The organism is Embleya sp. AB8, from assembly GCF_049739465.1.
GTDB lineage: Bacteria > Actinomycetota > Actinomycetes > Streptomycetales > Streptomycetaceae > Embleya.
This window is the reverse complement of sequence record NZ_JBMHHY010000021.1, coordinates 25,117-46,740: the sequence shown is the minus strand read 5'-3', so window position 1 is coordinate 46,740 and position 21,624 is coordinate 25,117. Positions and strand designations below refer to the sequence as shown.

Annotated in this window: 16 protein-coding genes; 7 read left to right on the top strand and 9 right to left on the bottom strand. The window is 71.4% G+C overall.

The window, feature by feature from the left end; translation table 11 throughout:
• Positions 1-153: 153 nt before the first annotated feature.
• Positions 154-1,041, top strand: a complete 888-nt coding sequence (locus ABIA38_RS29190) for a RecB family exonuclease (protein ID WP_424641847.1) — start codon at positions 154-156, stop codon at positions 1,039-1,041.
• Here ABIA38_RS29190 and ABIA38_RS29185 read toward each other — a convergent pair.
• The 5 genes from ABIA38_RS29185 to metH form a co-directional block, all read right to left on the bottom strand.
• Positions 1,038-1,715, bottom strand: coding sequence for a response regulator (locus ABIA38_RS29185; protein WP_020552051.1), 678 nt, complete (start codon positions 1,713-1,715; stop codon positions 1,038-1,040). The genes ABIA38_RS29190 and ABIA38_RS29185 overlap by 4 nt on opposite strands.
• Positions 1,712-3,085 carry a sensor histidine kinase gene (locus tag ABIA38_RS29180; protein ID WP_424641846.1) on the bottom strand — a complete coding sequence of 458 codons (1,374 nt, stop codon included), beginning with the start codon at positions 3,083-3,085 and terminating at the stop codon, positions 1,712-1,714. The genes ABIA38_RS29185 and ABIA38_RS29180 overlap by 4 nt, the downstream gene beginning before the upstream one ends.
• Positions 3,086-3,633: 548 nt before the next feature.
• Positions 3,634-4,338, bottom strand: coding sequence for an HAD family hydrolase (locus ABIA38_RS29175; RefSeq protein ID WP_424641845.1), 705 nt, complete (start codon positions 4,336-4,338; stop codon positions 3,634-3,636).
• 129 nt (positions 4,339-4,467) lie between these two features.
• Positions 4,468-5,316 (bottom strand): putative RNA methyltransferase, encoded by an 849-nt coding sequence (locus ABIA38_RS29170; RefSeq protein ID WP_424641844.1) that lies wholly within the window; start codon positions 5,314-5,316, stop codon positions 4,468-4,470.
• Between the two features lie 53 nt (positions 5,317-5,369).
• The gene (metH, locus tag ABIA38_RS29165) at positions 5,370-8,846 is read right to left on the bottom strand and encodes a methionine synthase (protein ID WP_424641843.1); all 3,477 of its coding nucleotides are present in this window, start codon (positions 8,844-8,846) and stop codon (positions 5,370-5,372) included.
• 347 nt (positions 8,847-9,193) lie between these two features.
• On the opposite strand from metH, the gene ABIA38_RS29160 reads away from it, so the two are divergent.
• Positions 9,194-10,045 carry a PAC2 family protein gene (locus ABIA38_RS29160; protein WP_424641842.1) on the top strand — a complete coding sequence of 284 codons (852 nt, stop codon included), beginning with the start codon at positions 9,194-9,196 and terminating at the stop codon, positions 10,043-10,045.
• A gap of 449 nt (positions 10,046-10,494) precedes the next feature.
• On the opposite strand, the gene ABIA38_RS29155 is transcribed toward ABIA38_RS29160, so the two are convergent.
• The 4 genes from ABIA38_RS29155 to ABIA38_RS29140 form a co-directional block, all read right to left on the bottom strand.
• Complete coding sequence (locus ABIA38_RS29155) at positions 10,495-11,037, bottom strand: group III truncated hemoglobin (protein WP_424641841.1); 543 nt, start codon at positions 11,035-11,037, stop codon at positions 10,495-10,497.
• A 212-nt stretch (positions 11,038-11,249) separates the two neighbouring features.
• Positions 11,250-13,043, bottom strand: a complete 1,794-nt coding sequence (locus ABIA38_RS29150) for a glycosyl hydrolase family 18 protein (protein ID WP_424641958.1) — start codon at positions 13,041-13,043, stop codon at positions 11,250-11,252.
• Between the two features lie 313 nt (positions 13,044-13,356).
• Complete coding sequence (locus ABIA38_RS29145; RefSeq protein WP_424641840.1) at positions 13,357-13,977, bottom strand: hypothetical protein; 621 nt, start codon at positions 13,975-13,977, stop codon at positions 13,357-13,359.
• Positions 13,978-14,058: 81 nt separating this feature from the next.
• On the bottom strand, positions 14,059-14,340 hold the full coding sequence (locus tag ABIA38_RS29140) for a hypothetical protein (protein ID WP_424641839.1): 282 nt from the start codon (positions 14,338-14,340) through the stop codon (positions 14,059-14,061).
• 202 nt (positions 14,341-14,542) lie between these two features.
• Between ABIA38_RS29140 and ABIA38_RS29135 the strand changes: the two genes are divergently transcribed.
• From ABIA38_RS29135 to ABIA38_RS29115, 5 genes are all read left to right on the top strand, one after another.
• Positions 14,543-15,523, top strand: a complete 981-nt coding sequence (locus tag ABIA38_RS29135; protein ID WP_424641838.1) for an NAD(P)/FAD-dependent oxidoreductase — start codon at positions 14,543-14,545, stop codon at positions 15,521-15,523.
• A 581-nt stretch (positions 15,524-16,104) separates the two neighbouring features.
• A complete protein-coding gene (locus tag ABIA38_RS29130) occupies positions 16,105-17,754 on the top strand; it encodes an ABC transporter substrate-binding protein (RefSeq protein WP_424641837.1) in 1,650 nt (549 codons plus the stop codon).
• Complete coding sequence (locus ABIA38_RS29125; RefSeq protein WP_424641836.1) at positions 17,754-18,686, top strand: ABC transporter permease; 933 nt, start codon at positions 17,754-17,756, stop codon at positions 18,684-18,686. The genes ABIA38_RS29130 and ABIA38_RS29125 overlap by 1 nt, the downstream gene beginning before the upstream one ends.
• 2 nt (positions 18,687-18,688) lie before the next feature.
• Positions 18,689-19,549, top strand: a complete 861-nt coding sequence (locus ABIA38_RS29120) for an ABC transporter permease (protein ID WP_424641835.1) — start codon at positions 18,689-18,691, stop codon at positions 19,547-19,549.
• Entirely contained in the window at positions 19,546-21,438 is a 1,893-nt protein-coding gene (locus ABIA38_RS29115) for a dipeptide ABC transporter ATP-binding protein (protein ID WP_424641834.1), read from the top strand. Before ABIA38_RS29120 ends, ABIA38_RS29115 begins: the two co-directional genes overlap by 4 nt.
• Positions 21,439-21,624: the final 186 nt, after the last annotated feature.

The window sequence follows — 21,624 nt, the reverse complement described above, 5'->3', positions numbered from 1 at the left end:
GGGGGGTCGGCCGCACTTGCCGGCTTGGCTGGGTGGCCTCGGGCGCCGGCCGGGCCGGATTGGGTGACTCGGCTGACGTGCCGCGTTGGTGGGCCTTGTCGCCCTGTGGATGGTGTGCTCTCGGTGTCGTTGTGGGCGCTTAGGGTGGGCGGCATGAGTTTGAGTGCCTCGGAGGCTGCTTCCGTTCCCGCGCCCGGCGCGGAACGTGTGCCTCGGCCGCCGGTTTCGTTGTCGCCGTCTCGGGCCGCGGACTTCATGCAGTGTCCGCTGTTGTATCGGCTTCGGGTGATCGACAAGTTGCCGGAGAAGCCGAGTGCGGCGGCCACGCGCGGGACCGTGGTGCATACCGTGCTCGAGCGGCTGTTCGATCTGCCCAGCGGGGAGCGGACGCCGGAGCGGGCGGTGGCGCTGGTGCGGCCGGCCTGGGCCGAGTTGTTGGCCGAGCGGCCGGAGCTGGCCGAGTTGTTCGGCGAGGATGTCGCGGGGCTCGGCACCTGGTTGCAGGACGCGGACACGTTGGTCGAGCGTTACTTCACGCTGGAGGATCCCAACCGGCTGGAGCCGGCTCGGCGCGAGCTCTACGTCGAGACGACGCTGGACGACGGCCTGGTGCTGCGCGGGATCGTGGACCGGCTCGATGTGGCGCCGGCGGGTGATCTGCGGGTGGTGGACTACAAGACGGGCAAGGCGCCGTCGCCGATGTTCCAGGACAAGCCGCTGTTCCAGATGAAGTTCTACGCGCTGGTGTTGTGGCGGCAACACGGGCGCGTGCCGCGGCGGTTGCAGTTGGTCTACCTCGGCAGCGGGGAGCTGCTCACCTACGACCCGGACGAGAGCGAACTGCTCGCGGTCGAGCGCAAGTTGCGGGCGCTGTGGCAGGCGATCGAGGTGGCCACCCGGACCGGCGAGTGGCTGCCGAGGAAGTCGAAGTTGTGCGGGTGGTGCGACCACCGGGAGGTGTGCCCCGAGTTCGGTGGCACACCCCCGGTGTATCCGCTGCCCGTGGTGCCGGCGCAGCCCCCGGCCGCGGCCGGGGGCTAGATCGCGCCGGGGCGGACCAGGCCGCTCTCGTAGGCGTAGACCGCGGCCTGGACCCGGTCGCGCAGGCCGAGTTTGGTCAGTACGTGGCCGACGTGCGTCTTGACCGTGGTCTCGCTGACGTAGAGCTCGGCGGCGATCTCCGCGTTGGACATCCCGCGCGCGACCAGGCGCAGCACCTCCACCTCACGTTCGGTGAGCATCGCGAGCGTGTCGGGGGTGGGGTCCTCGGCGGAGGGCAGCCGGGCGGCGTACATGTCCAGGAGTCGCCGGGTGATGCTGGGCGCGAGCAGTGCCTCGCCCTCGGCGATCACCCGGATCGCGGTGACCAGGTCGTCGGCGGGCACGTCCTTGAGCAGGAAGCCGCTGGCTCCCGCGCGCAGTGCCTCGACCACGTATTCGTCGAGGTCGAACGTGGTGAGTACGAGTACCCGGGCGGTGTTCTCCCCGTCGCGGCCGGAGCCGGCGATCCGGCGGGTGGCCTCGACGCCGTCCATCCGGGGCATGCGGATGTCCATCAGCACCACGTCGGGCTGTAGGGCGCGGACCTGTTCGACGGCCTGTTCGCCGTCGGCGGCCTCGCCGACCACGGCGATGTCGGGCTCGGCCTCCAGGATCATCCGGAAGCCGGTGCGCAGCAGTGGCTGATCGTCGACCAGGATGACGCGGATCGTCATGGGCGGGTCTGCTCCAGTCGGTCGGGGGCGACACCGTCCGGCGGCGCGGCGGTGTCGGTGGGGTTCGGGGCGGACAGCGGAATGCGGGCGAGGACCTCGAAGCCGTCCTGGGTCCGGGGTCCCGCGTACAGGCGTCCACCGTAGAGGGAGACCCTCTCACGCATCCCGAGCAGGCCGTGTCCGGTGCGGTCGCCGGTGGGTACGGTGCTGCCGCCGCGGCCGTCGTCGGCGACGCGCACCAGCAGCTCGGTGCGGCTGTAGCGGAGCAGCACCCGGGCCTCGGCGGGGCCGGCGTGCTTGAGCGTGTTCGTGAGCGCTTCCTGGACGATCCGGTAGGCCGCCAGGTCGATGCCGGGCGGCAGCGCGCAGGGGGCGCCTTCCAGGGACAGCTCGACCGGCAGCCCGGCCTCGCGGACCTGGGTGACGAGGGTGTCGAGTTGGTCCAGGCCGGGCTGGGGGGCGTTGTGGCCCTCGTTGGGGCCGCCCACCGCGTCGGTGGTGTCGCGCAGGATGCCGACCAGGCGGCGCATCTCGACCAGTGCGCCGCGGCCGGTCTGTTCGACCGCGGCCATCGCCTCCTTGGCCCGGTCGGGGTTGCGCGCGACCATCCGCTGTGCGGCGGAGGCCTGCACGGTCATCACCGAGACGTGGTGGGCGATCACGTCGTGCAGTTCGCGGGCGATCCGGCCGCGTTCCTCGGCGATCGCGGCCCGGGTGTCCGCCTCGCGGGTGCGCTCCAGGCGGTCGGCGCGGGCCTCGAGTTCGGCGGTGTAGGCGCGGCGGAAGCCGACACTGCGGGCGAACGCCCAGACCGCGAACATCGCGGCCAGGTTGGCCACCACGTCGAGGAAGACGATGTCGCTGTCGCGCAGCGCCAACCAGACGATGGTGGCGCTCTCGGTGAAGGCGAGCGCGAAGGCGGCGGGCACGCGGGAGCGGCCGACGGCGACCGCGTAGAGCGCGACGAGTTGGCCGATGCCGGCGCCGGCGGATTCGTAGTGCGCGCCGGCCAGGAGCAGTCCGGCGGCGCTGACCGCGATCAGCACGCGCAGCGACTGCGCGCCGCGCCACAGCAGCGGCACGGCGGTGAGCAGTGCGAGCAGGACGCCCCACACGTCCGGGTCGCGCACGTCGCGCAGGCCCAGTTCGCGAAAGTACAGGCCGCCCACCGCGCAGACCGAGAGCAGTACCACCAGGGCCAGGTCGAGCACGGTGGGGCGCGGCCATGGTTGTCGGGCGTCGCGGCCGAGTTCGTCGACGATGTCGGCGAGGGCCGAGCGTGCTCGGGCGACCCGGGGCACGGCTTCGCTCGGGTCGGATCGGACTGCTGTCCCGGCGGGGGTGTCCGGGTCGGGGGTCACGGCGCGCACGCCTCTTACCGTAGGGCCCCTGGCCGGGGGTTTTGACCCCCTGGGGCCCGGGTCTCGTCCCCTGGGAGGAGTGGTGCGGCGATCTCCTCCTCCGGGCGGAGTCGTGGTCCCGTACTCAACGCTCTGGCGGGGCGGGCGCGGGAGTGCGGACAACGCGAGGGACTTCCCTGAAGCCCTGGTCTTGTCGATCACCAACACTGGACACCACACGGGGAACCCGGCAGCGGGAACCACGGGGCTGTACTACGGGGGTAGTACGGGGATCCGATCCTTCAGGGGTTCGGACGGAGCACGACCGAGAGACCTCTCGGCGGTCACGGGGACGGGGGAAACCGCCGCCGGGAGGTCGACAGGACCGACGGGGAAGCAATACGGGCCGGAGCGCGGGGGCTCCGGCACGGGGGAAGCAGGACCGGCAGCACAAGCAGTGACACGGGGAAAAGCAGTACCGGTACGGGGGAAACACGGGGATGTGGGAGCGGGCGGGCCTTCGGGCCCGTCCGCTCCCACCCGTATGCGCCCGGTGGGTGCCGCGCGCGGGGGGCGGGTCAGCGGGCGACGCGGGCCCGGACCAGGTCGCGCAGGAAGGTCAGGTCGACGTCGTCTAGGGAGTCCACCACGGTGCGCGTCGGGGCGGGCGGGATCGGCGTCATGCTGGGCACCGCGAGCACCACGCAGCCGGCCGCCTCGGCGGAGGCGATGCCGGTGGGCGAGTCCTCGACGACCACGCAGGCCCACGGCTCGGCGTCGAGCCGGCGGGCCGCGGTCAGGTACGGGTCGGGGTGCGGCTTGGTGCGGGCGATCTCGTCGCCGGCCAGGGTGAAGCGGAAGTGGTGGGCGCCGATCGAGGGCAGCACGGCGTCCACGATCACCCGCTGCGAGGCGGTGACCAGGGCGCACGGCACGCCGGCTTCGTCGACCTCGGCGAGCAGGCGCTTGGCGCCGGGGCGCAGGTCCACGCCGTCGCGCAGTTGGGCGACCATGCCGGCGTTGATTCGGCGTTCCAGCTCGGCGGGCGGCACGTCCAGGCCGGAGACCGCGAGCAGGTAGGCGACGGCGCGGTCCATCGGGCTGCCGAGCAGGTGTTCGGCGTGCTGCGCGGTGAGGGTGAAACCGAGGTCGGCCATCACCGCGGTCTCGGTGGCGAACCAGTTGCGTTCGGTGTCGACCAGGGTGCCGTCCATGTCGAACAGGACTGCTCGCAGGCCGTGGCCCGGGCGGGCTCCGGTGGTGGTCGTCAGCGCTGCCGTCATCGCGTGGCCGCCTCTCTCCCGGCAGGGGAAATCGTGGTGTGGATGGGGTGGGTGAATCTCCTCACGCGGGTTCTCCAGGGGGGTGCGTCCGCCGGTTGGGTCCGGCGGGTCCTCGATTGTGCGGCGCCGTCAGCAATTGGGCAACCGCCGGACGGGGTCGTACACGGAAACGCTGATCGAAGCCGTGACGGCGAGCGGGTCGGCCAGTGCCGCGATCCGCGCGCGCAGCAGGTCGGGGTCGGTGTGCCAGGCGCTGGGCCCCATCGCCACCACGCCGGCGACGGCGGCGTGGTCCAGGGCCATCGTCCAGGTGACCGTCTCGCGCGCGCGGACGGTGAACCAGGGGGCGAGCTTGGCGTCGATCCGTTCCTGTTTGTCCGGGTCGACCTGGAGCAGGTCGAGCGCGGGCACCAGTTCGCCCAGGTGTCGGGGGGTGGGGGCGGCGACGATCAGGGTGCCGTCGGCGGCCAGGATCCGGTGCAGTTCGGGCGGGTTGCGCGGGGCGAACACGTTGAGCACCCGGGCGGCGGCGCCGCCGCGCACCGGCAGTGGTCGCCAGGCGTCGCAGACGGCGGCGCCCATCCTGGGGTGTGCGCGGGCGGCCCGGCGCAGCGCGTACTTGGAGATGTCCAGGGCCAGCCCGCGGCGCTCCGCGAGGGCGTCCAGGACGCGCGCGAGGTGGTGTCCGGTGCCCGCGCCGACGTCGACCAGCACCCCGGGCACCTCGCCCGCACACGCGGCGGCCAGCGTGTCGCCGAGCCGGTCGTAGTGGCCCGCGCCGAGGAAGTCGACACGGGCCGCGACCATGGCGGCGGTGTCCGCGGTGCCGGTCGAGCCGGTTCCGGTGAGCAGGTTGACGTAGCCCTGGCGGGCCACGTCGAAGCTGTGTCCGGCGGTGCAGCGCAGCCCGGCGGCGTCCCCCGCCAGGTCCGCGCCGCAGTGCGGGCAGGCGAGGGTTTCCACGACGTCGCCGAGCATGTGCCTCGTTCTTGGTGCGGGTGGGTCCGGAACAGGTCCCCGGGCCGGGGCCCTCAGCGGGCGTTGAAGTAGTTCGCCTCGGGGTGGTGCAGCACGATCGCGTCGGTGGATTGTTCCGGGTGCAGTTGGAACTCCTCGGAGAGCTCGACGCCGATCCGCTCGGGCCTGAGCAACTCGGTGATCTTGGCCCGGTCCTCCAGGTCGGGGCAGGCGCCGTAGCCGAGCGAGAAGCGCGCGCCGCGGTAGTGCAGCTTGAGCATGCCGTCCAGGTCGTTGGGGTCCTCGCCGGCGAAGCCGAGTTCGGCGCGCACCCGGGCGTGCCAGTATTCGGCGAGCGCCTCGGCGAGTTGTACGGACAGGCCGTGCAGTTCGAGGTAGTCGCGGTAGGCGTTGTCGGCGAACAGCTTGGCGGTGGCATCCGACAGGCGCGGGCCCATGGTGGCGATCTGGAAGCCGACCACGTCGATCTCGCCGGATTCCTCCGGGCGGAAGAAGTCGGCCAGGCACAGGTGCCGGTCGCGGCGCTGGCGCGGGAAGGTGAACCGGGTGCGTTCGTTGCCCGCGTCGTCGAGCACGATCAGGTCGTCGCCCTTGGACACGCACGGGAAGTAGCCGTAGACCACGCCGGCGTCGAGCAGGTTGTCGGTGACGATCCGGTCCAGCCAGTAGCGCAGCCGGGGCCGGCCCTCGGTCTCGACCAGTTCCTCGTAGGAGGGTCCGTCGCCGCCCCGGGTGGGCTTGAGGCCCCACTGGCCCATGAAGGTGGCGCGCTCGTCCAGCCAGGACGCGTAGTCGTTGAGCTGGATGCCCTTGACCACGCGGTCGCCCCAAAACGGCGGGGTGGGCACCGGGTTGTCGATCGCCACGTCGGAGCGGGCGGGCATCTCCTCGGGTGCGGTCTCGATCACCTTGGCGGCGGCCACCTTGCGCCGGCGCAGCGCGGGCAGTTCCACGCCGGGCACGCCGCGCTTGACCCCCATCAGGGCGTCCATCAGGCGCAGGCCCTCGAACGCGTCGCGGGCGTAGCGGACCTCGCCGGCGTAGATGTCGTAGAGGTCCTCCTCGACGTAGGCGCGGGTGAGCGCGGCGCCGCCGAGGATGACCGGGTAGCCGGCGGCCAGTCCTCGGGTGTTCAGCTCCTGGAGGTTTTCCTTCATGATCACCGTGGACTTGACCAGCAGGCCGGACATCCCGATCACGTCGGCGCGGTGTTCCTCGGCGGCGTCCAGGATGGCCGAGACCGGCTGCTTGATGCCGATGTTGACCACGTTGTAGCCGTTGTTGGACAGGATGATGTCGACCAGGTTCTTCCCGATGTCGTGCACGTCGCCCTTGACGGTGGCGAGCACGATGGTGCCCTTGCCGTCCTCGCCCTCGACCTTTTCGATGTGCGGTTCCAGGTGCGCGACGGCGGACTTCATCACCTCGGCGGACTGGAGCACGAAGGGCAGTTGCATCTGGCCGGAGCCGAACAGTTCGCCGACCACCTTCATGCCCGCGAGCAGGGTGTCGTTGATGATCACCAGCGCGCTGCGCTCGCGCAGCGCCTGGTCGAGGTCGTCCTCCAGGCCGGCCCGCTCGCCGTCGATGATCCGTCGCTCGAGCCGTTCGTTGAGCGGCAGTGCGGCCAACTCCTGGGCGCGGGTGGCGCGTACGGACTTGGCGTCGACGCCCTCGAACAGTTCCAGGAAGCGCTGGAGCGGGTCGTAGCCCTCGCGGCGGCGGTCGTAGACCATGTCCAGGGCGACCTCGCGCTGCTCCTCGGGGATGCGCGCCATCGGCAGGATCTTGCTGGCGTGCACGATCGCCGAGTCCAGGCCGGCTTCGATGCACTCGTTGAGGAAGACCGAGTTGAGCACGATGCGCGCGGCCGGATTGAGGCCGAAGGAGACGTTGGACAGGCCCAGGGTGGTTTGTACATCGGGGTGGCGGCGCTTGATCTCGCGAATCGCGTCGATGGTCTCGATGCCGTCCCGGCGGGTCTCCTCCTGGCCGGTGCCGATCGGGAAGGTGAGCGCGTCGATGATGATGTCGGAGACCTTGATCCCCCACTCGCCGGTGAGCGCGCCGATCAGCCGCTCGGCCACCCGGACCTTCCATTCGGCGGTGCGGGCCTGGCCGTCCTCGTCGATGGTCAGTGCGACCACGGCCGCGCCGTGTTCCTTCACCAGCGGCATGATCCGGCGAAAGCGCGAGGTGGGGCCGTCGCCGTCCTCGTAGTTGACCGAGTTGACCACGGCCCGCCCGCCGAGCAGTTCGAGGCCGGCTTCGAGTACCTCGGGCTCGGTGGAGTCGAGCATGATCGGCAAGGTGGACGCGGTGGCCAACCGGCCGGCCAGCGCCTTCATGTCCGCGACGCCGTCCCGGCCGACGTAGTCGATGTTCAGGTCGAGCATGTGCGCGCCGTCGCGGGTCTGGTCGCGGGCGATGTCGAGGCAGTCGTCGTAGCGGCCTTCGAGCATCGCCTCGCGAAACGCCTTGGAGCCGTTGGCGTTGGTGCGCTCGCCGATGGACAGGTAGGACAGGTCCTGGCGGAAGGGCACCGACTGGTACAGCGACGCGGCGGCGGGCTCGTGTCGGGGGTGGCGGGGAGTCAGCTCGCGCCCGTGTACGCGCTCGACCACGGCCTTGAGGTGCGCGGGGGTGGTGCCGCAGCAGCCGCCGACCAGGGCCAGGCCGTATTCGCGGGTGAACGTGTCGTGTGCGTCGGCCAGTTCCTCGGCGGACAGCGGGTAGTGTGCGCCGTCCTTGGTCAGGATCGGCAGGCCGGCGTTGGGCATCGCGGTGACCCCGATGCCGGCGTGCTTGGCCAGGTGGCGCAGGTGTTCGCTCATCTCGACCGGGCCGGTGGCGCAGTTGAGCCCGATGAAGTCGATGCCCAGCGGCTCGAGCGCGGTCAGCGCGGCGCCGATCTCGGAGCCCATCAACATCGCGCCGGTGGTCTCGACGGTGACCTGGGCGAAGATCGGCAGGTCGACGCCGGCCTTCGCGAGCGCGCGCTGCGAGCCGATGATCGAGGCTTTGGTCTGGAGCAGGTCCTGGCTGGTCTCGATGAGCAGGGCGTGCGCGCCGCCGTCGATCAGGCCGGCCGCGTTGACCTCGAACGCGTCGCGCAGCACGGCGAAGGGCACGTGGCCCAGGCTGGGCAGTTTGGTGCCGGGGCCGATCGAGCCGAGCACCCAGCGCGGGCGGTCGGGGGTGGAGTAGCCGTCGGCCACTTCGCGGGCGATCCGGGCGCCGGCTTCGGCGAGTTCGTAGATCCGGTCCTGGATGTCGTACTCGCCCAGGTTGCCGAGGTTGGCGCCGAAGGTGTTGGTCTCGACGCAGTCCACGCCGACGTCGAAGTATTCCTTGTGCACGTTGCGCACGATGTCGGGACGCGTGACGTTGAGGACCTCGTTGCAACCTTCGTGGCCTTGGAAGTCGTCCAGGCTGGGGTCCTGAGCCTGGAGCATGGTTCCCATCGCTCCATCGGCGACGACGACGCGGGTGGCGAGTGCTTCGCGAAGTTGCTGCGGGGTGGCTGTCATGAGAATGCGTCTCCGATGGGTGCGACGGCTGTCGGCTTGCCCGGGGCCGCCTCGACGGCTCGGGCCAGAGCGCCAGCTTAATGCGCGAAGGACGCCGACCTGGGGGACTCGCGGGTGACGTGGCCCACTGGTTACCTGGTGCTCACCGGCGTTCACCGGGCCGTATGGCGCGCGTTTGCCGTCCCGCTCCCGGGTGCGGCCCGGATTTCACTGTGGGCGAAGTCGACGCCGGCGGGTCTGGCCGAGCGTGCCTCAACCCGTAATGTGGGGACCGTACAGCTCTCGCGGCCCCGGGGACGGGTGCCCGCGGCGCACGGATCCCGGCCCCGGCCGGAAGGAGGCACTGGGTGATCGAGCTCGACGACCTGCCCGAGCTGATCGACCCGGTCATGGTGGCCGCATTCGAGGGGTGGAACGACGCGGGCGATGCCGCTTCCGCCGCGATCGAGCACCTCGACCGGGTCTGGAAGGGCGAGGTGTTCGCGGCGCTCGACGCCGAGGACTACTACGACTTCCAGGTGAACCGGCCGACGATATGGCTGGACGGGGACACCCGGCGGATCACCTGGCCCACCACCCGGCTCTCCGTGGTCCGACTCACCGAGCCGCGCCGCGATCTGGTGCTGGTGCACGGCATAGAGCCGAACCTGCGCTGGCGCTCGTTCTGCAACGAACTGTTGGGCTTCGCGCACGAGTTGGGCGTGGAGACGGTGGTGGTCCTTGGCGCGATGCTGGGCGATGCACCGCACTCGCGGCCGGTGCCGGTGAACGGGACCACGTCGGACCCGGTGGTGGCGCAGAACGTGGGCCTGGAACAGTCCCGGTACGAGGGGCCGACGGGCATCGTGGGCGTGTTCCAGGAGGCGTGCGCGCACGCGGGGATGCCGGCGCTGACGTTCTGGGCCTCGGTGCCGCACTACGTCGCGCAGCCGCCCTCCCCCAAGGCCACGCTGGCGCTGCTGCGCAAGTTGGAGGACTTCCTGGACGTGAGCGTGCCGATGGGCGAGCTGGCCGAGGACGCCCGGGCCTGGCAGGTGGGCGTGGACCAGTTGGCGGCCGAGGACACCGAGGTCGCCGAGTACGTCCGCTCGCTGGAGGCCGCACGCGACACCGAGGACCTCCCGGAGGCGTCGGGCGACGCGATCGCGGCGGAGTTCGAGCGGTATCTGAAGCGGAAGGGCGATCAGGGCGAGGGGTAACGGGACGGTGCTCGGGCCGCATGGCCCTGAGGCGGGGCTGGGGCCTAGGGACCGGGCTGCGGACGGGTGGTCGCCGGGTGGTTGTGGCGGGCGGCCTCCGGCCCGGTTGTCCTCAAGCGCCGGACGGGCTGATTTGGGGATGGTGGATCTGGTCGCTGCGGATTGGTGGTGGCGGCCTTGGGCGTCCTCAAGCGCCGGACGGGCTGAGTTTGGTTGCCTCGGCGTGGTGGCTGCAGTTTGGCGGTGACTGGCTGGGGTGTCCTCAAGCGCCGGACGGGCTGATTTCGGCTGGCCCGACCATGCTCGCTGCGGTTTGCCGGTGGCCGGCTTGGGTGTTTTCGATCGCCGCACTGGGTGATTTCGGTTGCCCCGGGCGTGTTGACTGCCGTTTGGCGATGGTCGGCCTGGGTGGCCTCGGGCGCCGGACGGGTCTGGGTGGGTTCGGGGGCTCAGGTCGGGTGGTGGCGCAGGGTCAGGGTGGTCAAGGGGATGAAGCCGCCTGTGCCCGGTTCGGTGTGGGCCTCGGGGCCGGATAGGCGGCGGAGCATGGCTCGGGCGATGCGTTCGCCCTGGGCCTTGGCGCGTTCGGCGCGTGGTCCGGTGTGGGCGCCGTCGATGCCGGCCCGCCACAGCTGGACCCAGCGGCCGAAGTGTCGGGCGGTCAGCGGCGCGGCGCGGTGCAGGTCGTGGTGTACGGCGAAGGCGTCGCCCCGGTAGTCGGCGGTGCGCAGCAGGGCGCGCTCCCAGAAGTCGGTGATTCGGGGCAGGTGTGCTTCCAGGTCGGTGCCGGCGATCTCGGTGAAGAAGGCGCCGATCACCGGGTCGGCGAAGGCCGCGCCGTAGAACCGGCGGAGCAGCGCCTCGAGGTCGGCCCGGGTGGCGATGTCGAAACGCGGGTCGGGGCCGAGGCCGATGGGCTGCGGGTCCGGGTCCGGGTCCGGTAGCGCTCGGCTCGTGAGGTTCATCGGTCGTTGCCGCTCGTCGCCGTTCACGCCCACCAGACTAGGCATCGGGTGTCGAATGGCCCGAGCGGGCGGGACCCGTGGGTCCGCGCCCGCTCGGTTTGTGCCGGGTCCGTCGTCCGCGCCGGTGGACGGCGGGCCCGCTTGTGGGTGTCGTGGCCGGGCACCCCGGTGGGCCCGGCCACGACCGTGCGGTCACGAGGCGGTGAAGGCAGCCGCGTTCGTGGCCGCGTTCGGGGGGGCTAGCTCAGGCCGCTGTGTACCGCGGCCGCGAGTTCGCCGTTGGCGGTGTCGCCGCTGAACTCCCAGAAGAACGCGCCGCGCAGGTTCTGCGCCTTGGCCCAGCTCATCTTGGCGTTGACGGTGGCGGGGGTGTCGTAGCTCCACCAGTTGGTGCCGCACTTGGCGTAGGCGGTGCCCGCCACGGTGCCGGTGCTGGGGCAACTGACCTTGAGCACCTTGTAGTCCTCGTTGCCCGCCTCGTAGGTGCCCGGCGCGGCGCCGGTGGCGGTGCCGCCGGGGGTGTCCTGGGTGACTCCGGTCCAGCCTCGGCCGTAGAAGCCGATGCCGAGGAGCAGCTTGTTCGCCGGGACGCCCTTGGTCTTGAGCTTGGCGATCGCGTCGGCGGAGTTGAAGCCGTCCTTGGGGATGCCGGGGTACGAGGTCAGCGGCGAGTGTGGGGCGGTGGGGCCCTTGGCGTCCCAGGCGCCGAAGAAGTCGTATGTCATCACGTTGTACCAGTCGACGTAGGCGGAGGCGCCGCCGTAGTCGGCCGCGTCCATCTTGCCCGCGCCCGAGGCGTCGGCCGTGATCGCCGCGGTGACCAGGTTGTTCGCGCCGAACTTGGCCCGGGTGGCGGCGAGCAGCGTCTTGAGCGACGCCGCGCCGCTGGTGTCGCAGGTGAGGCCGCACGCGTTGGGGTATTCCCAGTCCAGGTCGATGCCGTCGAACACGTCGGCCCAGCGCGGGTCTTCGACCAGGTTGTAGCAGGACTCGGCGAACGCGGCGGGGTTGGCCGCGGCCTGGCCGAAGCCGCCGGACCAGGTCCAGCCGCCGAACGACCACAGGATCTTGATGTTCGGGTACTTGGCCTTGAGCTGGCGCAGTTGGTTGAAGTTGCCGCGCAGCGGCTGGTCCCAGTTGTCGGCCACGCCGCTGACGCTCTGGTCGGCAGTGAACGCCTTGTCGTAGTCGGCGTAGGCGTCGCCGATGGTGCACTTGCCGCCCTGGACGTTGCCGAAGGCGTAGTTGATGTGGGTGATCTTGGCGGCCGAGCCGGAGGTGACGATGTTCTTCACGTTGTAGTTGCGGCCGTAGATGCCCCACTCGGTGAAGTAGCCGAGCTTGACGGTGCTGCCGCCGCCGGGGTTGCCTCCGCCGCCACCGGTGGTGTGCACGGTGACCGCGGCACTGGCCGGGCCGGTCTGGTCGGCGGTGTCCCGGGCGACCACGGTGTACGTGTAGTCGGTGCCCGCGACCAGGCCGCTGTCCGTGTAGGTGGGCGTGGTGACGGTGGCGATCCTGCTGCCGCCGCGCAGTACGTCGTAGTTCTTGATGCCGTGGTCGTCGGTTGCCGCGGCCCAGGTCAGCGTGACGCCGGTGTCGGTGACGTTGCTCGCGACGGGTGTGCCGGGGGCGCCGGGCGGGTTGTCGCCGGGGGTGGTGGGGCCGCCGTCGCAGGAGCCGCCGTTGATCTTGCACCCGGTCGGGTTGCCGGGGCCGGTGCCGTTGAAGCCGAAGGTGACCGTGGCGCCGGGGCCGACGGTGCCGTTCCAGCCGACGTTCTTCGCGGTGTAGTGGTCGCCGGTGCGGGTGACGACGGCGTCCCAGGACGAGCCGACGGCGGTGCCGGCGGGGAAGTCCCATTCCAGGGTCCACGAGGTGATCGCGGCCGTGCCGGTGTTCTTGACGGTCCAGCTGCCGCCGAAGCCGGAGCCCCAGTCGGAGGTCTTGACGAACGTGGCGGTGGTGCCGGCGGCCTGTGCGGGGGACGCGAGGCCGACCATCGCTGCCAGGGGGAGCAGCAGGGCACTCATCAGGGCGATCAGGGTGCGTCGGGACAGGGTGGTGCGTTGTTTGGTTCCTGTGCTCAAGGGTGCTCCTCGAGTGGGGCCAGACATGCGGGGACGTGGCACCTCCCGGTGGGGAAACGATTCGACGGCACCCCACCGCGGGTCCCAGTGAGAGTAGGAAAGGTCTGGACCAGGGGTCAATGGTCTGTACCAAAATGGTCTGGACCAACCGCCACGCTCGGCGCCGGAAAAGCCGCACGCGGGCCCCGAAGGACCCGCGTGAGCAGGGGATTTCCCGAACTTGCCGAAGTTTTCCCGGACTTGAGCCGGATCCGGGTCAGCGCCGGGCGGGCGCGTACGGCGCGCCGGGCGCGGGCGCGGTGCCGTCCACGGCGGCCCGCCAGCGATCGTGCAGCCACATCTGGGTACGCCGCCGGGCGGCCCGCTCGTCCCACTGCACGTCGCGTTCGTAGGTCAGCACGGACAGGTCCCCCGCCAGCACCGCCCACGTGTAGAGCCCGTTGATGTGACGCGCGTTGACGCGCATGCCGCTCACCGACGCGGCCCGGCCGGCGGCGGTGCCGATGGTCTCGTCGTGCTGCGCGACCCACTGCACGGTCAGCCCCTCGGCGTGCAGCGGATCCACGTGGTGCCAGAACGCCTCCGCGGCGGCGTGCGCCTCCTCGGTGCCGGGCAGCGGGCCCGGGCGCGGCCCATCCAGTCGGGTCCAGCCGAGCAGCGTGCCGTCGGCGCGATCGACCACCACGCTGGCGTGCGGGCCGCCGGGACGCGGGTGGGTCGCGGGCTGGTGGCGCAACACCACCACCGGGCGCTCGTCGTGCCACGCGTAGTCGAGCGCCGTGAGTATCCAGTTGCGGGGTATCGACAGTCGGCACTTCGCCAGCAGAGCGGCGACGGCGGTGGTGACGTCGGTGTCCCTGCCGGGGAACAGGGTCATGGTGCGTCCTCGCGGTCGTGCGGGATTCGAACGGGGTCGAAGCGGATCGGGGCGGGTCGGTACGGGTCGGTGGGGTGTGGATCAGATCGGTACGCCGGCCGCGGCGGGCACGGCGGGCACGCACACCGGGTCGGGACCGAGCCGGCGGGCGAGCTCGGTGCCGCGCCGGTTCGCGCGCGCCGCCAGTGTGCCGCACCCGGGTGCGGGGTCGGCGGCGAGGGTGAGTCGAGCGGTCCGCGCGCGCCGCGCTCGGGCCCGGGCGGGGCGTACGGTCGGGTGCCGGCCCCGGGCGTGGCCGGGGTCCTCGGCGACCGCGATCGGCACGGCGGGCGCCGAGCGGGCCGGGGCGCGGGAGAACTCCATGAACCGGACCCTAACCATCGGCGAGCCGGATGAGAACAAGTTTCATCCTTCCCATACGGTTGCGTACGGACATTTGACCGCGGTTGGGCGAGCTCGTGGCACCGTCGTGCTGCTGCCATTCGTGTGACGCGGGGCACGAAGTCGGAAAAGGCCGCGGCGCGTTGGGTTAGGGTCCGGGCATCCGGCTCGGGAAGGAGCGCGCGTGTCCTCCACCGTCGACACCGACCTGCTCGTCATCGGTGCGGGCCCGACGGGCCTGTACGCCGCCTACTACGCGGGTTTTCGGGGCCTGCGCACGGCGCTTTTGGACTCGCTCCCCGAACCCGGTGGACAGATCTCCGCGATGTACCCGGAGAAGCTGATCTACGACGTCGCGGGCTTCCCGGCGATCAAGGGCCAGGACCTGGTGGACGCCCTGGTCGAACAGGCCGCGCCGTTCGCGCCGAACTACCTGCTCGGCCACCGCGCCGAGGAGTTGGCCCAGGACGACGAGGGCGTGACGATCACCTGCGCGAGCGGCCTGGTGGTGCGCGCCAAGGTGGTGCTGATCAGCGGCGGGATCGGCACGTTCAGCCCTCGAGCGCTGCCCGCGGCGGACGCGTACGTGGGCGAGGGGGTGCGCTACTTCGTACCGCGCCTGGCCGATCTGGCCGGTCTCGACGTGCTGATCGTGGGCGGCGGCGACTCGGCGTTCGACTGGGCGACCAGCCTGGAGCCGGTCGCCAAGTCGATCACCCTGGTGCACCGCCGGGACAAGTTCCGCGCGCACGAGCACACCGTGCAACGGGTGTTGGCCTCCACCGCCGAGGTGATCACCTCCGCCGAGGTCACCGCGCTCCGCGGCAACGGGCAGGTCAGTGCGGCCGACGTGGTGGCCAAGGCCGACGGCGCGCTGCGCACCCTCCCGGTCCAGGCGGTGGTGGCCGCGCTCGGCTTCGTCGCCGACCTGGGGCCGATGACGCACTGGGGCCTCGAGCAGCGCAAGCGGCACATCGTGGTGGACCAGGCGATGCGCACCAATCTGGCCCGGGTGTTCGCGGCCGGCGACATCGTCGACTACGACGGCAAGGTCAAGCTGATCGCCACCGGGTTCGGCGAGGCGGCCACCGCGGTCAACAACGCGATGACCGTGGTCGATCCCTCGGCGCACGTGTTTCCCGGACATTCCTCGGACGTACCGTAGACCCCTCCCCCGCGCCATCGGCCGGAAATACCGCGGGCCGCGCGGGATTTCCGGCCGGCGGTCCGGGCGGCGCTTTCCGGCCGACTCGACCGAAAAGCGGAATAGCCACTTGTTGTCTCCGCGACCGACTCGATAGGCTCTCGACGTCGCAGATATCGATCCATTGTTGTCGAAGGACGTCATGACGCTCGTGGTGCCGGTCACCGCCTCCACGCCCGGGGTCTCCTCCCGGCGTGTCGAGGCCGTCGCGCCCTGCGGCGCGGCCGTGCGCCGTCCGCGAACTCCCTTGTGTACGCGCCGCCATGTCGATTTCGGCCGCGTGCACAGTTCCGCCTGTCGCACCCGCTGACCGCCGCGGACCGGGCTGTTCCGCCGCCGGCCGGTCCCGATCGAGCGCGCTGCGCACCGGTCGGACCGCCGCCCGCCGTTTCACGACCCCTCCTCTCGATTCGTCGCGTGCCGCGCCGGCGCGATTTCCCACGGGATCGCCCGCGCCGCCGCCCGCGCGCGTGAATCGATGAATATCCCCTGCCCGAAATCACGCGCGCCGCCGCGTGAATTCGCCATGCCCGGAGATCGACATGCGCGTTCCGATATTCGCCGTCCTCGCCCATTCCCGAAGAGTGCGCCGCACCATCGGCACCGGCTCCGCCGCGCTCGCTCTCGCGCTCCTGGCCGGCGCCTGCAACGGCGCCGGCGGCGACCCGGCCGCGAACTCCGCCGAGGCGGGCCCGCCGAAGGCCGGCGGCACGCTCACCTTCGCCCTGGCCACCGACCCGACCTGCCTGGACCCGCAGCAGTACGGGCTGAACGCGAGCCTGAACGTGGGCCGCCAGCTGGTCGATTCGCTGACCGACCAGGACGGGCGTACCGGCGAGATCAAGCCGTGGCTGGCCACCTCCTGGGAGGTGGACCCGCAGGCCACCCACTTCACCTTCCACCTGCGCCCGGGCGCGACCTTCTCCGACGGCACGCCGGTCGACGGCGCGGCGGTCAAGGCCAACCTGGACGGCGTGGTCGCGCTCGGCGCCAAGGCCACCATCGCGAGCAGCTACCTGACCGGGTACCGGGGCACCACGGTCCTCGACCCCACCACCGTGCGGGTGGAATTCGCGGCGCCCAGTGCCCAGTTCCTCCAGGCCACCTCGACCATGTCGCTCGGCCTGCTCTCCCCCGCGACACTGGCCAAGACCGCCGAGCAGCGCTGCCAGGGCGACCTGGTCGGCTCGGGGCCGTTCACGCTGCGCGCCTACAAGGCGAACCAGAGCGTGGAGTTGGCCAAGCGGGCGGGCTACGGCTGGGGTTCGTCGTTGTTCGCCCACCCGGGCGAGGCCTACCTGGACCGGTTGGTGTTCAAGATCGTGCCCGAGTCCGGGGTGCGGGCGGGCAGCCTGGAGTCCGGCCAGGTGGACGCGATCAGCGACGTACAGCCGCAGGACGAGGCCCGGTTCGCCACCGGCTACACCGTGCTGACCCGGCCCAATCCGGGCGTCGTGTTCAACCTCCAGGCCAACGTGTCGCGGCCGATCCTGAACGAGGAGCCGGTTCGGCGGGCGATCCAAAAGGCGGTGAACCGACCGGAGTTGGCGCAGACCGTGCTCACCCCCAAGTATCGGGCCGCTACTTCGCCGCTGGCCTCGGTCACCCCCGGCTACGTCGACCTGTCCGCGCAGTTGGGCCACGATCCCGAGGGCGCCAAGCGGCTGCTGGAGGAGGCGGGTTGGCGGGTCGGTTCGGACGGCGTACGGGTCAAGGACGGCCGCCGGCTGAGCGTGGACGTGATCTTCGTACCCGCGTTCAACGCCAGCCAGTCCGTCCTCGAACTGGTCCAGCAGCAGTTGCGCAAGGTCGGCGTGGAGCTGCGGCTGCGCAAGCTCGCCGCCGGTGAGCAGAACCAGGTACAGAACGCGGCCGACTACGACTTCGCCTACTACAACGTCACCCGCGCCGACCCGGACATCCTGCGTACGCTGTTCAGCACCAAGACGGTCAACCGACTCAGGCTGCCGGCCACGGAGTTGGACACCGTACTCGACGACCAGGCGCAGAACCTGGATCCGACGCAGCGGCCCGCGAAGGTCGCCGAGGCGCAGCGGATCGTCACCGAACGTGCCTATGTGATCCCGCTGTTCGAGCTGTCCCAGGTGCACGGGCTCGGGCCCAAGGTGCACGGGCTGACCTTCGAGGCGTCCTCGCGGTTGCAGTTCCACGACACGTGGGTGGGCAACTGATGCGCGGCTATCTGATCCGCCGGTTGTTGCAGGCGGTGGTGGTGTTGTGGGCGGCGTTCACCGTCTCGTTCGTGGTGCTCCACCTGCTGCCGGGCGATGCGCTCTCGATCCGGCTGGGCGGCCTGGAGGGCACCGCGACGCCGCAGCAGATCGACGCGGTACGCGCGGCGAACGGGCTGGACGACCCGGTCTACGTGCAGTACGCGCACGCCCTGGGCGATGTGCTCACCGGCGACCTGGGTCGGTCCGCGCAGACCGGGGCGCCGGTGGCCCGCACCATCGCGGACGCCCTGCCGCAGACGCTCGCGCTGACCGGATGCGCGATGTTGGCGGCCGTCCTCGGCGGCACGGCGGTGGCGCTCGCGGCCACCTTCACCCGGTTGCGGGCGCTGCGTCAGGTGTTGCTTTCGTTGCCCGCGCTCGGGATATCCATGCCGGGCTTCTGGGTGGGGCTGCTGCTGGTCCAGGTGGTGTCCTTCCAGTGGCGGTTGTTGCCCGCGATGGGCAACGACGGCTTCGAGAGCCTGGTGTTGCCCGCGATCACCCTCGCGCTGCCCGCCGGGGCGCTGATCGCGCAGGTGCTGGCCAAGAGCATGACCACCGCGCTGGCCGAGCCCTACGTGGAGACCGCGCGGGCCAAGGGCGTCGGCCGGGTGCGGATCCATCTGCGGCACGCGCTGCGCAACGCCTCGCTGCCCGCGCTGACGCTGGCCGCGGTGGTGTCCGGGAACCTGCTGGTCGAGGCGACGGTGGTGGAGACGGTGTTCTCCCGGGCCGGCGTCGGTCGGTTGACCGCCGCGGCCGTGGACAACCAGGACGTGGCGATGGTGCAGGGCGTGGTGTTGCTCGCGGCGGTGGTCTTCGTCGTGGTCGCCCTGGTCACCGATCTGCTGTATCCGCTGCTGGATCCGCGGGTGGGAAGGACGGTGTGACGATGGCGATCGCCTTCACCGCGCAGGTGTTGCCCGCCGCGCGCGGACACGCGCGGTTCGTGCTGCGCCGGCCCGGACTGGCGCTGTCCCTGGTGGTGTTCGCACTGGTGTTGCTCGCGGCGCTGTTCCCGAACCTGTTCGCGGCCGGCGATCCGCTCGTCGGCACACCTCGGGACAAGCTGCAAGGGCCCAGCGCGGCCCACCTGTTCGGCACGGACCAGCTCGGCCGCGATCTGTTCACCCGAGTGGTGCACGGCAGTTCGCTCTCGTTGCGGGCGACGGTCGTCGCGGTGGCGGTGGCGCTGGTGGTCGGCTCCGCGCTCGGGTTGTCGGCCGGGTTCTTCGGTGGGTGGCTGGACGACGTGCTGATGCGCGTGATCGACGTGTTGCAGGCCATCCCTCGCTTGTTGCTCTCGTTGGCGCTGGTCAGCGCGTTGGGCTTCGGGACCACGAAGGTGGCGATCGCGGTGGGGGTGGCCAGTGTGGCGAGCTTCGCCCGGGTGATGCGCGCCGAGGTGTTGCGGGTGCGCTCGTCGGTGTACGTGGAGGCGGCTCGGGCGAGCGGGGTGCGCTCGGGGCCGATCCTGGTGCGGCATGTGCTGCCGAACGCGTCCGGGCCGGTGTTGGTGATGGCCGCGCTGGAGTTCGGCATCGCGATCCTGGCCGTGTCCGCGCTGAGCTTCCTCGGCTACGGGGCGGCGCCGCCGACGCCGGAGTGGGGCGTACTGGTCTCCGACGGACGCAACTTCGTGGCCACCGCGTGGTGGCTGACCACATTTCCCGGCCTGGTGATCGCGGCGACGGTGTTGTCCGCGAACCGCATCTCCCGGGCCCTGGACGGAGAACGGAGGCAGGATCGATGAGCGGCGGTACGCGGAATCGACGCACGAAGGGGCCTGCGCACCCGCCGGTGGCGGTGGCGGTGACGGCGATGGCTTCGGTGGCCGCGGCGGTCTCGGCAACCTCGGGATCCGAGGTGTACGTGGGGTCCGAGGCGTACGTGGGGTCCGGGGTGTCCGAGGCGTATGTGGGGCCCGGGGCAGCCGCAGAGGCCGGGCCGGATGCCGTCGTGGGTGCGGGTGCGGCGTCGGGGCCGGCGGACGGGCCGTTGTTGGAGATTCAGGGACTGCGGGTGTCGTATCGGACCTCGAATGGTCCGGTGCACGCGGTGACCGCCGCCGATCTGAGTGTGCGGGCGGGTGAAGTGGTCGCCGTGGTGGGCGAGTCGGGGTCGGGCAAGAGCACCACCGCGCATGCGATCGTCGGGCTGTTGCCCGCCGGCGGTCGGGTCGGCGCGGGTCGGGTGCTCTTCCGGGGCCGCGATCTGTTGACCCTGCGCGAGCGCGAACTGCGCGAGGTGCGCGGCCGATCGATCGGGCTGATCCCGCAGGACCCGCTGGTCTCGCTCAACCCGGTACGCCGGGTCGGCGATCAGGTCGCCGAGGCGCTGATCGTGCACGGGCTCGCGAGCGGCAAGGAGGCCGCCGAACGCGCCGTGGCCGCGCTCGGCGAGGCGGGTCTGCCCGAACCAGCGACCCGGGCACGGCAGTTCCCGCACGAGTTGTCCGGCGGGATGCGCCAGCGTGTACTGATCGCCATCGCCCTCGCCTGCCGGCCCGCGCTGGTGATCGCCGACGAGCCGACCAGCGCGCTGGACGTGACCGTACAGCGGCAGATCCTCGACCACATCGAGGAACTCACCCACGCGCACGGCACCGCGATGTTGCTGATCACCCACGACCTGGGGGTGGCCGCCGACCGGGCCCAGCGGGTCGTGGTGATGTCGCGCGGCGAGGTGGTCGAGCAGGGGCCCGCCGAGCGGATCCTGACCGACCCCGAACACCCGTACACCCGGCAGTTGATCGCCGCCGCGCCGAGCCTGGCCGCGGGCCCGACCGCCCGCCGGGCCCGGACCCGGCCGGCGCGCGAACCGGTGCCGCGTACCGAGCCGTTGCTCACCGTGACCGGCCTGGTCAAGGAGTTCGCGCTGCCCCGGAGCAAGGAGGGGCCGCGCAGCGTGCGAGCGGTGGACGACGTGTCGTTCACCGTCCGCCGGGGCGAGACATTCGCGCTGGTCGGCGAGTCGGGGTCGGGCAAGTCGACCACGGCGCGGATGATCCTGGGCCTGGAGACGCCTACCGCCGGGCGGATCCTGATCGAGGGCCGGGACACCACGCGCCCCGGGCGGGCCGAGTTGCGCGCACTGCGGCGGCGGATGCAGTTGGTGTACCAGAACCCGTACGCCTCGCTGGATCCGCGCTTCACGGTGTCCGAGATCGTCGAGGAGCCGCTGCGCGCGTATCGGGTCGGCAGCCGGGCCGAACAGCGGGCCCGGGCGGCGGCGTTGATCGAGCAGGTCGCTCTGCCGGGGGACGTACTGCGGCGCAAACCCGCCGAGTTGTCCGGTGGGCAGCGGCAACGGGTGGCGATCGCCCGCGCGTTGGCCCTGGAGCCGGATCTGGTGGTGTGCGACGAACCGGTGTCCGCACTGGATGTGTCGGTCCAGGCGCAGATCCTGGATCTGCTCTCCCGGCTTCAGGAGGAGTTGGGCATCAGCTACCTCTTCATCTCGCACGATCTGGCCGTGGTGCGCCGGATCGCCGACCGGGTGGGCGTGCTGCGGGCCGGGCGTCTGGTCGAGAAGGGTACGTGCGAACAGGTGCTGGCGGCGCCCACGCACCCGTACACGCGCGAGTTGATCGCGGCGATACCCGGGCGCCGGCGTCCACAACTGTTGGGAGCGGTGTCGTGAAGTTCGCGGTGTTCACCCTGGCCACCCACGGCGAGCCGTTCCGGCCGGGCTGAGTTTGGCTCGGTGCGCGACGAACAGCCCGTCCGGCGTTTGAGGACGGCCCGGAGCGAGTGTGCCAGCCGGGCGCAGAGGGCGCGCCGAGCCATTCGGCCAGGCCGGCGAGTGAGGCGGAACCCCTTGCGGGGA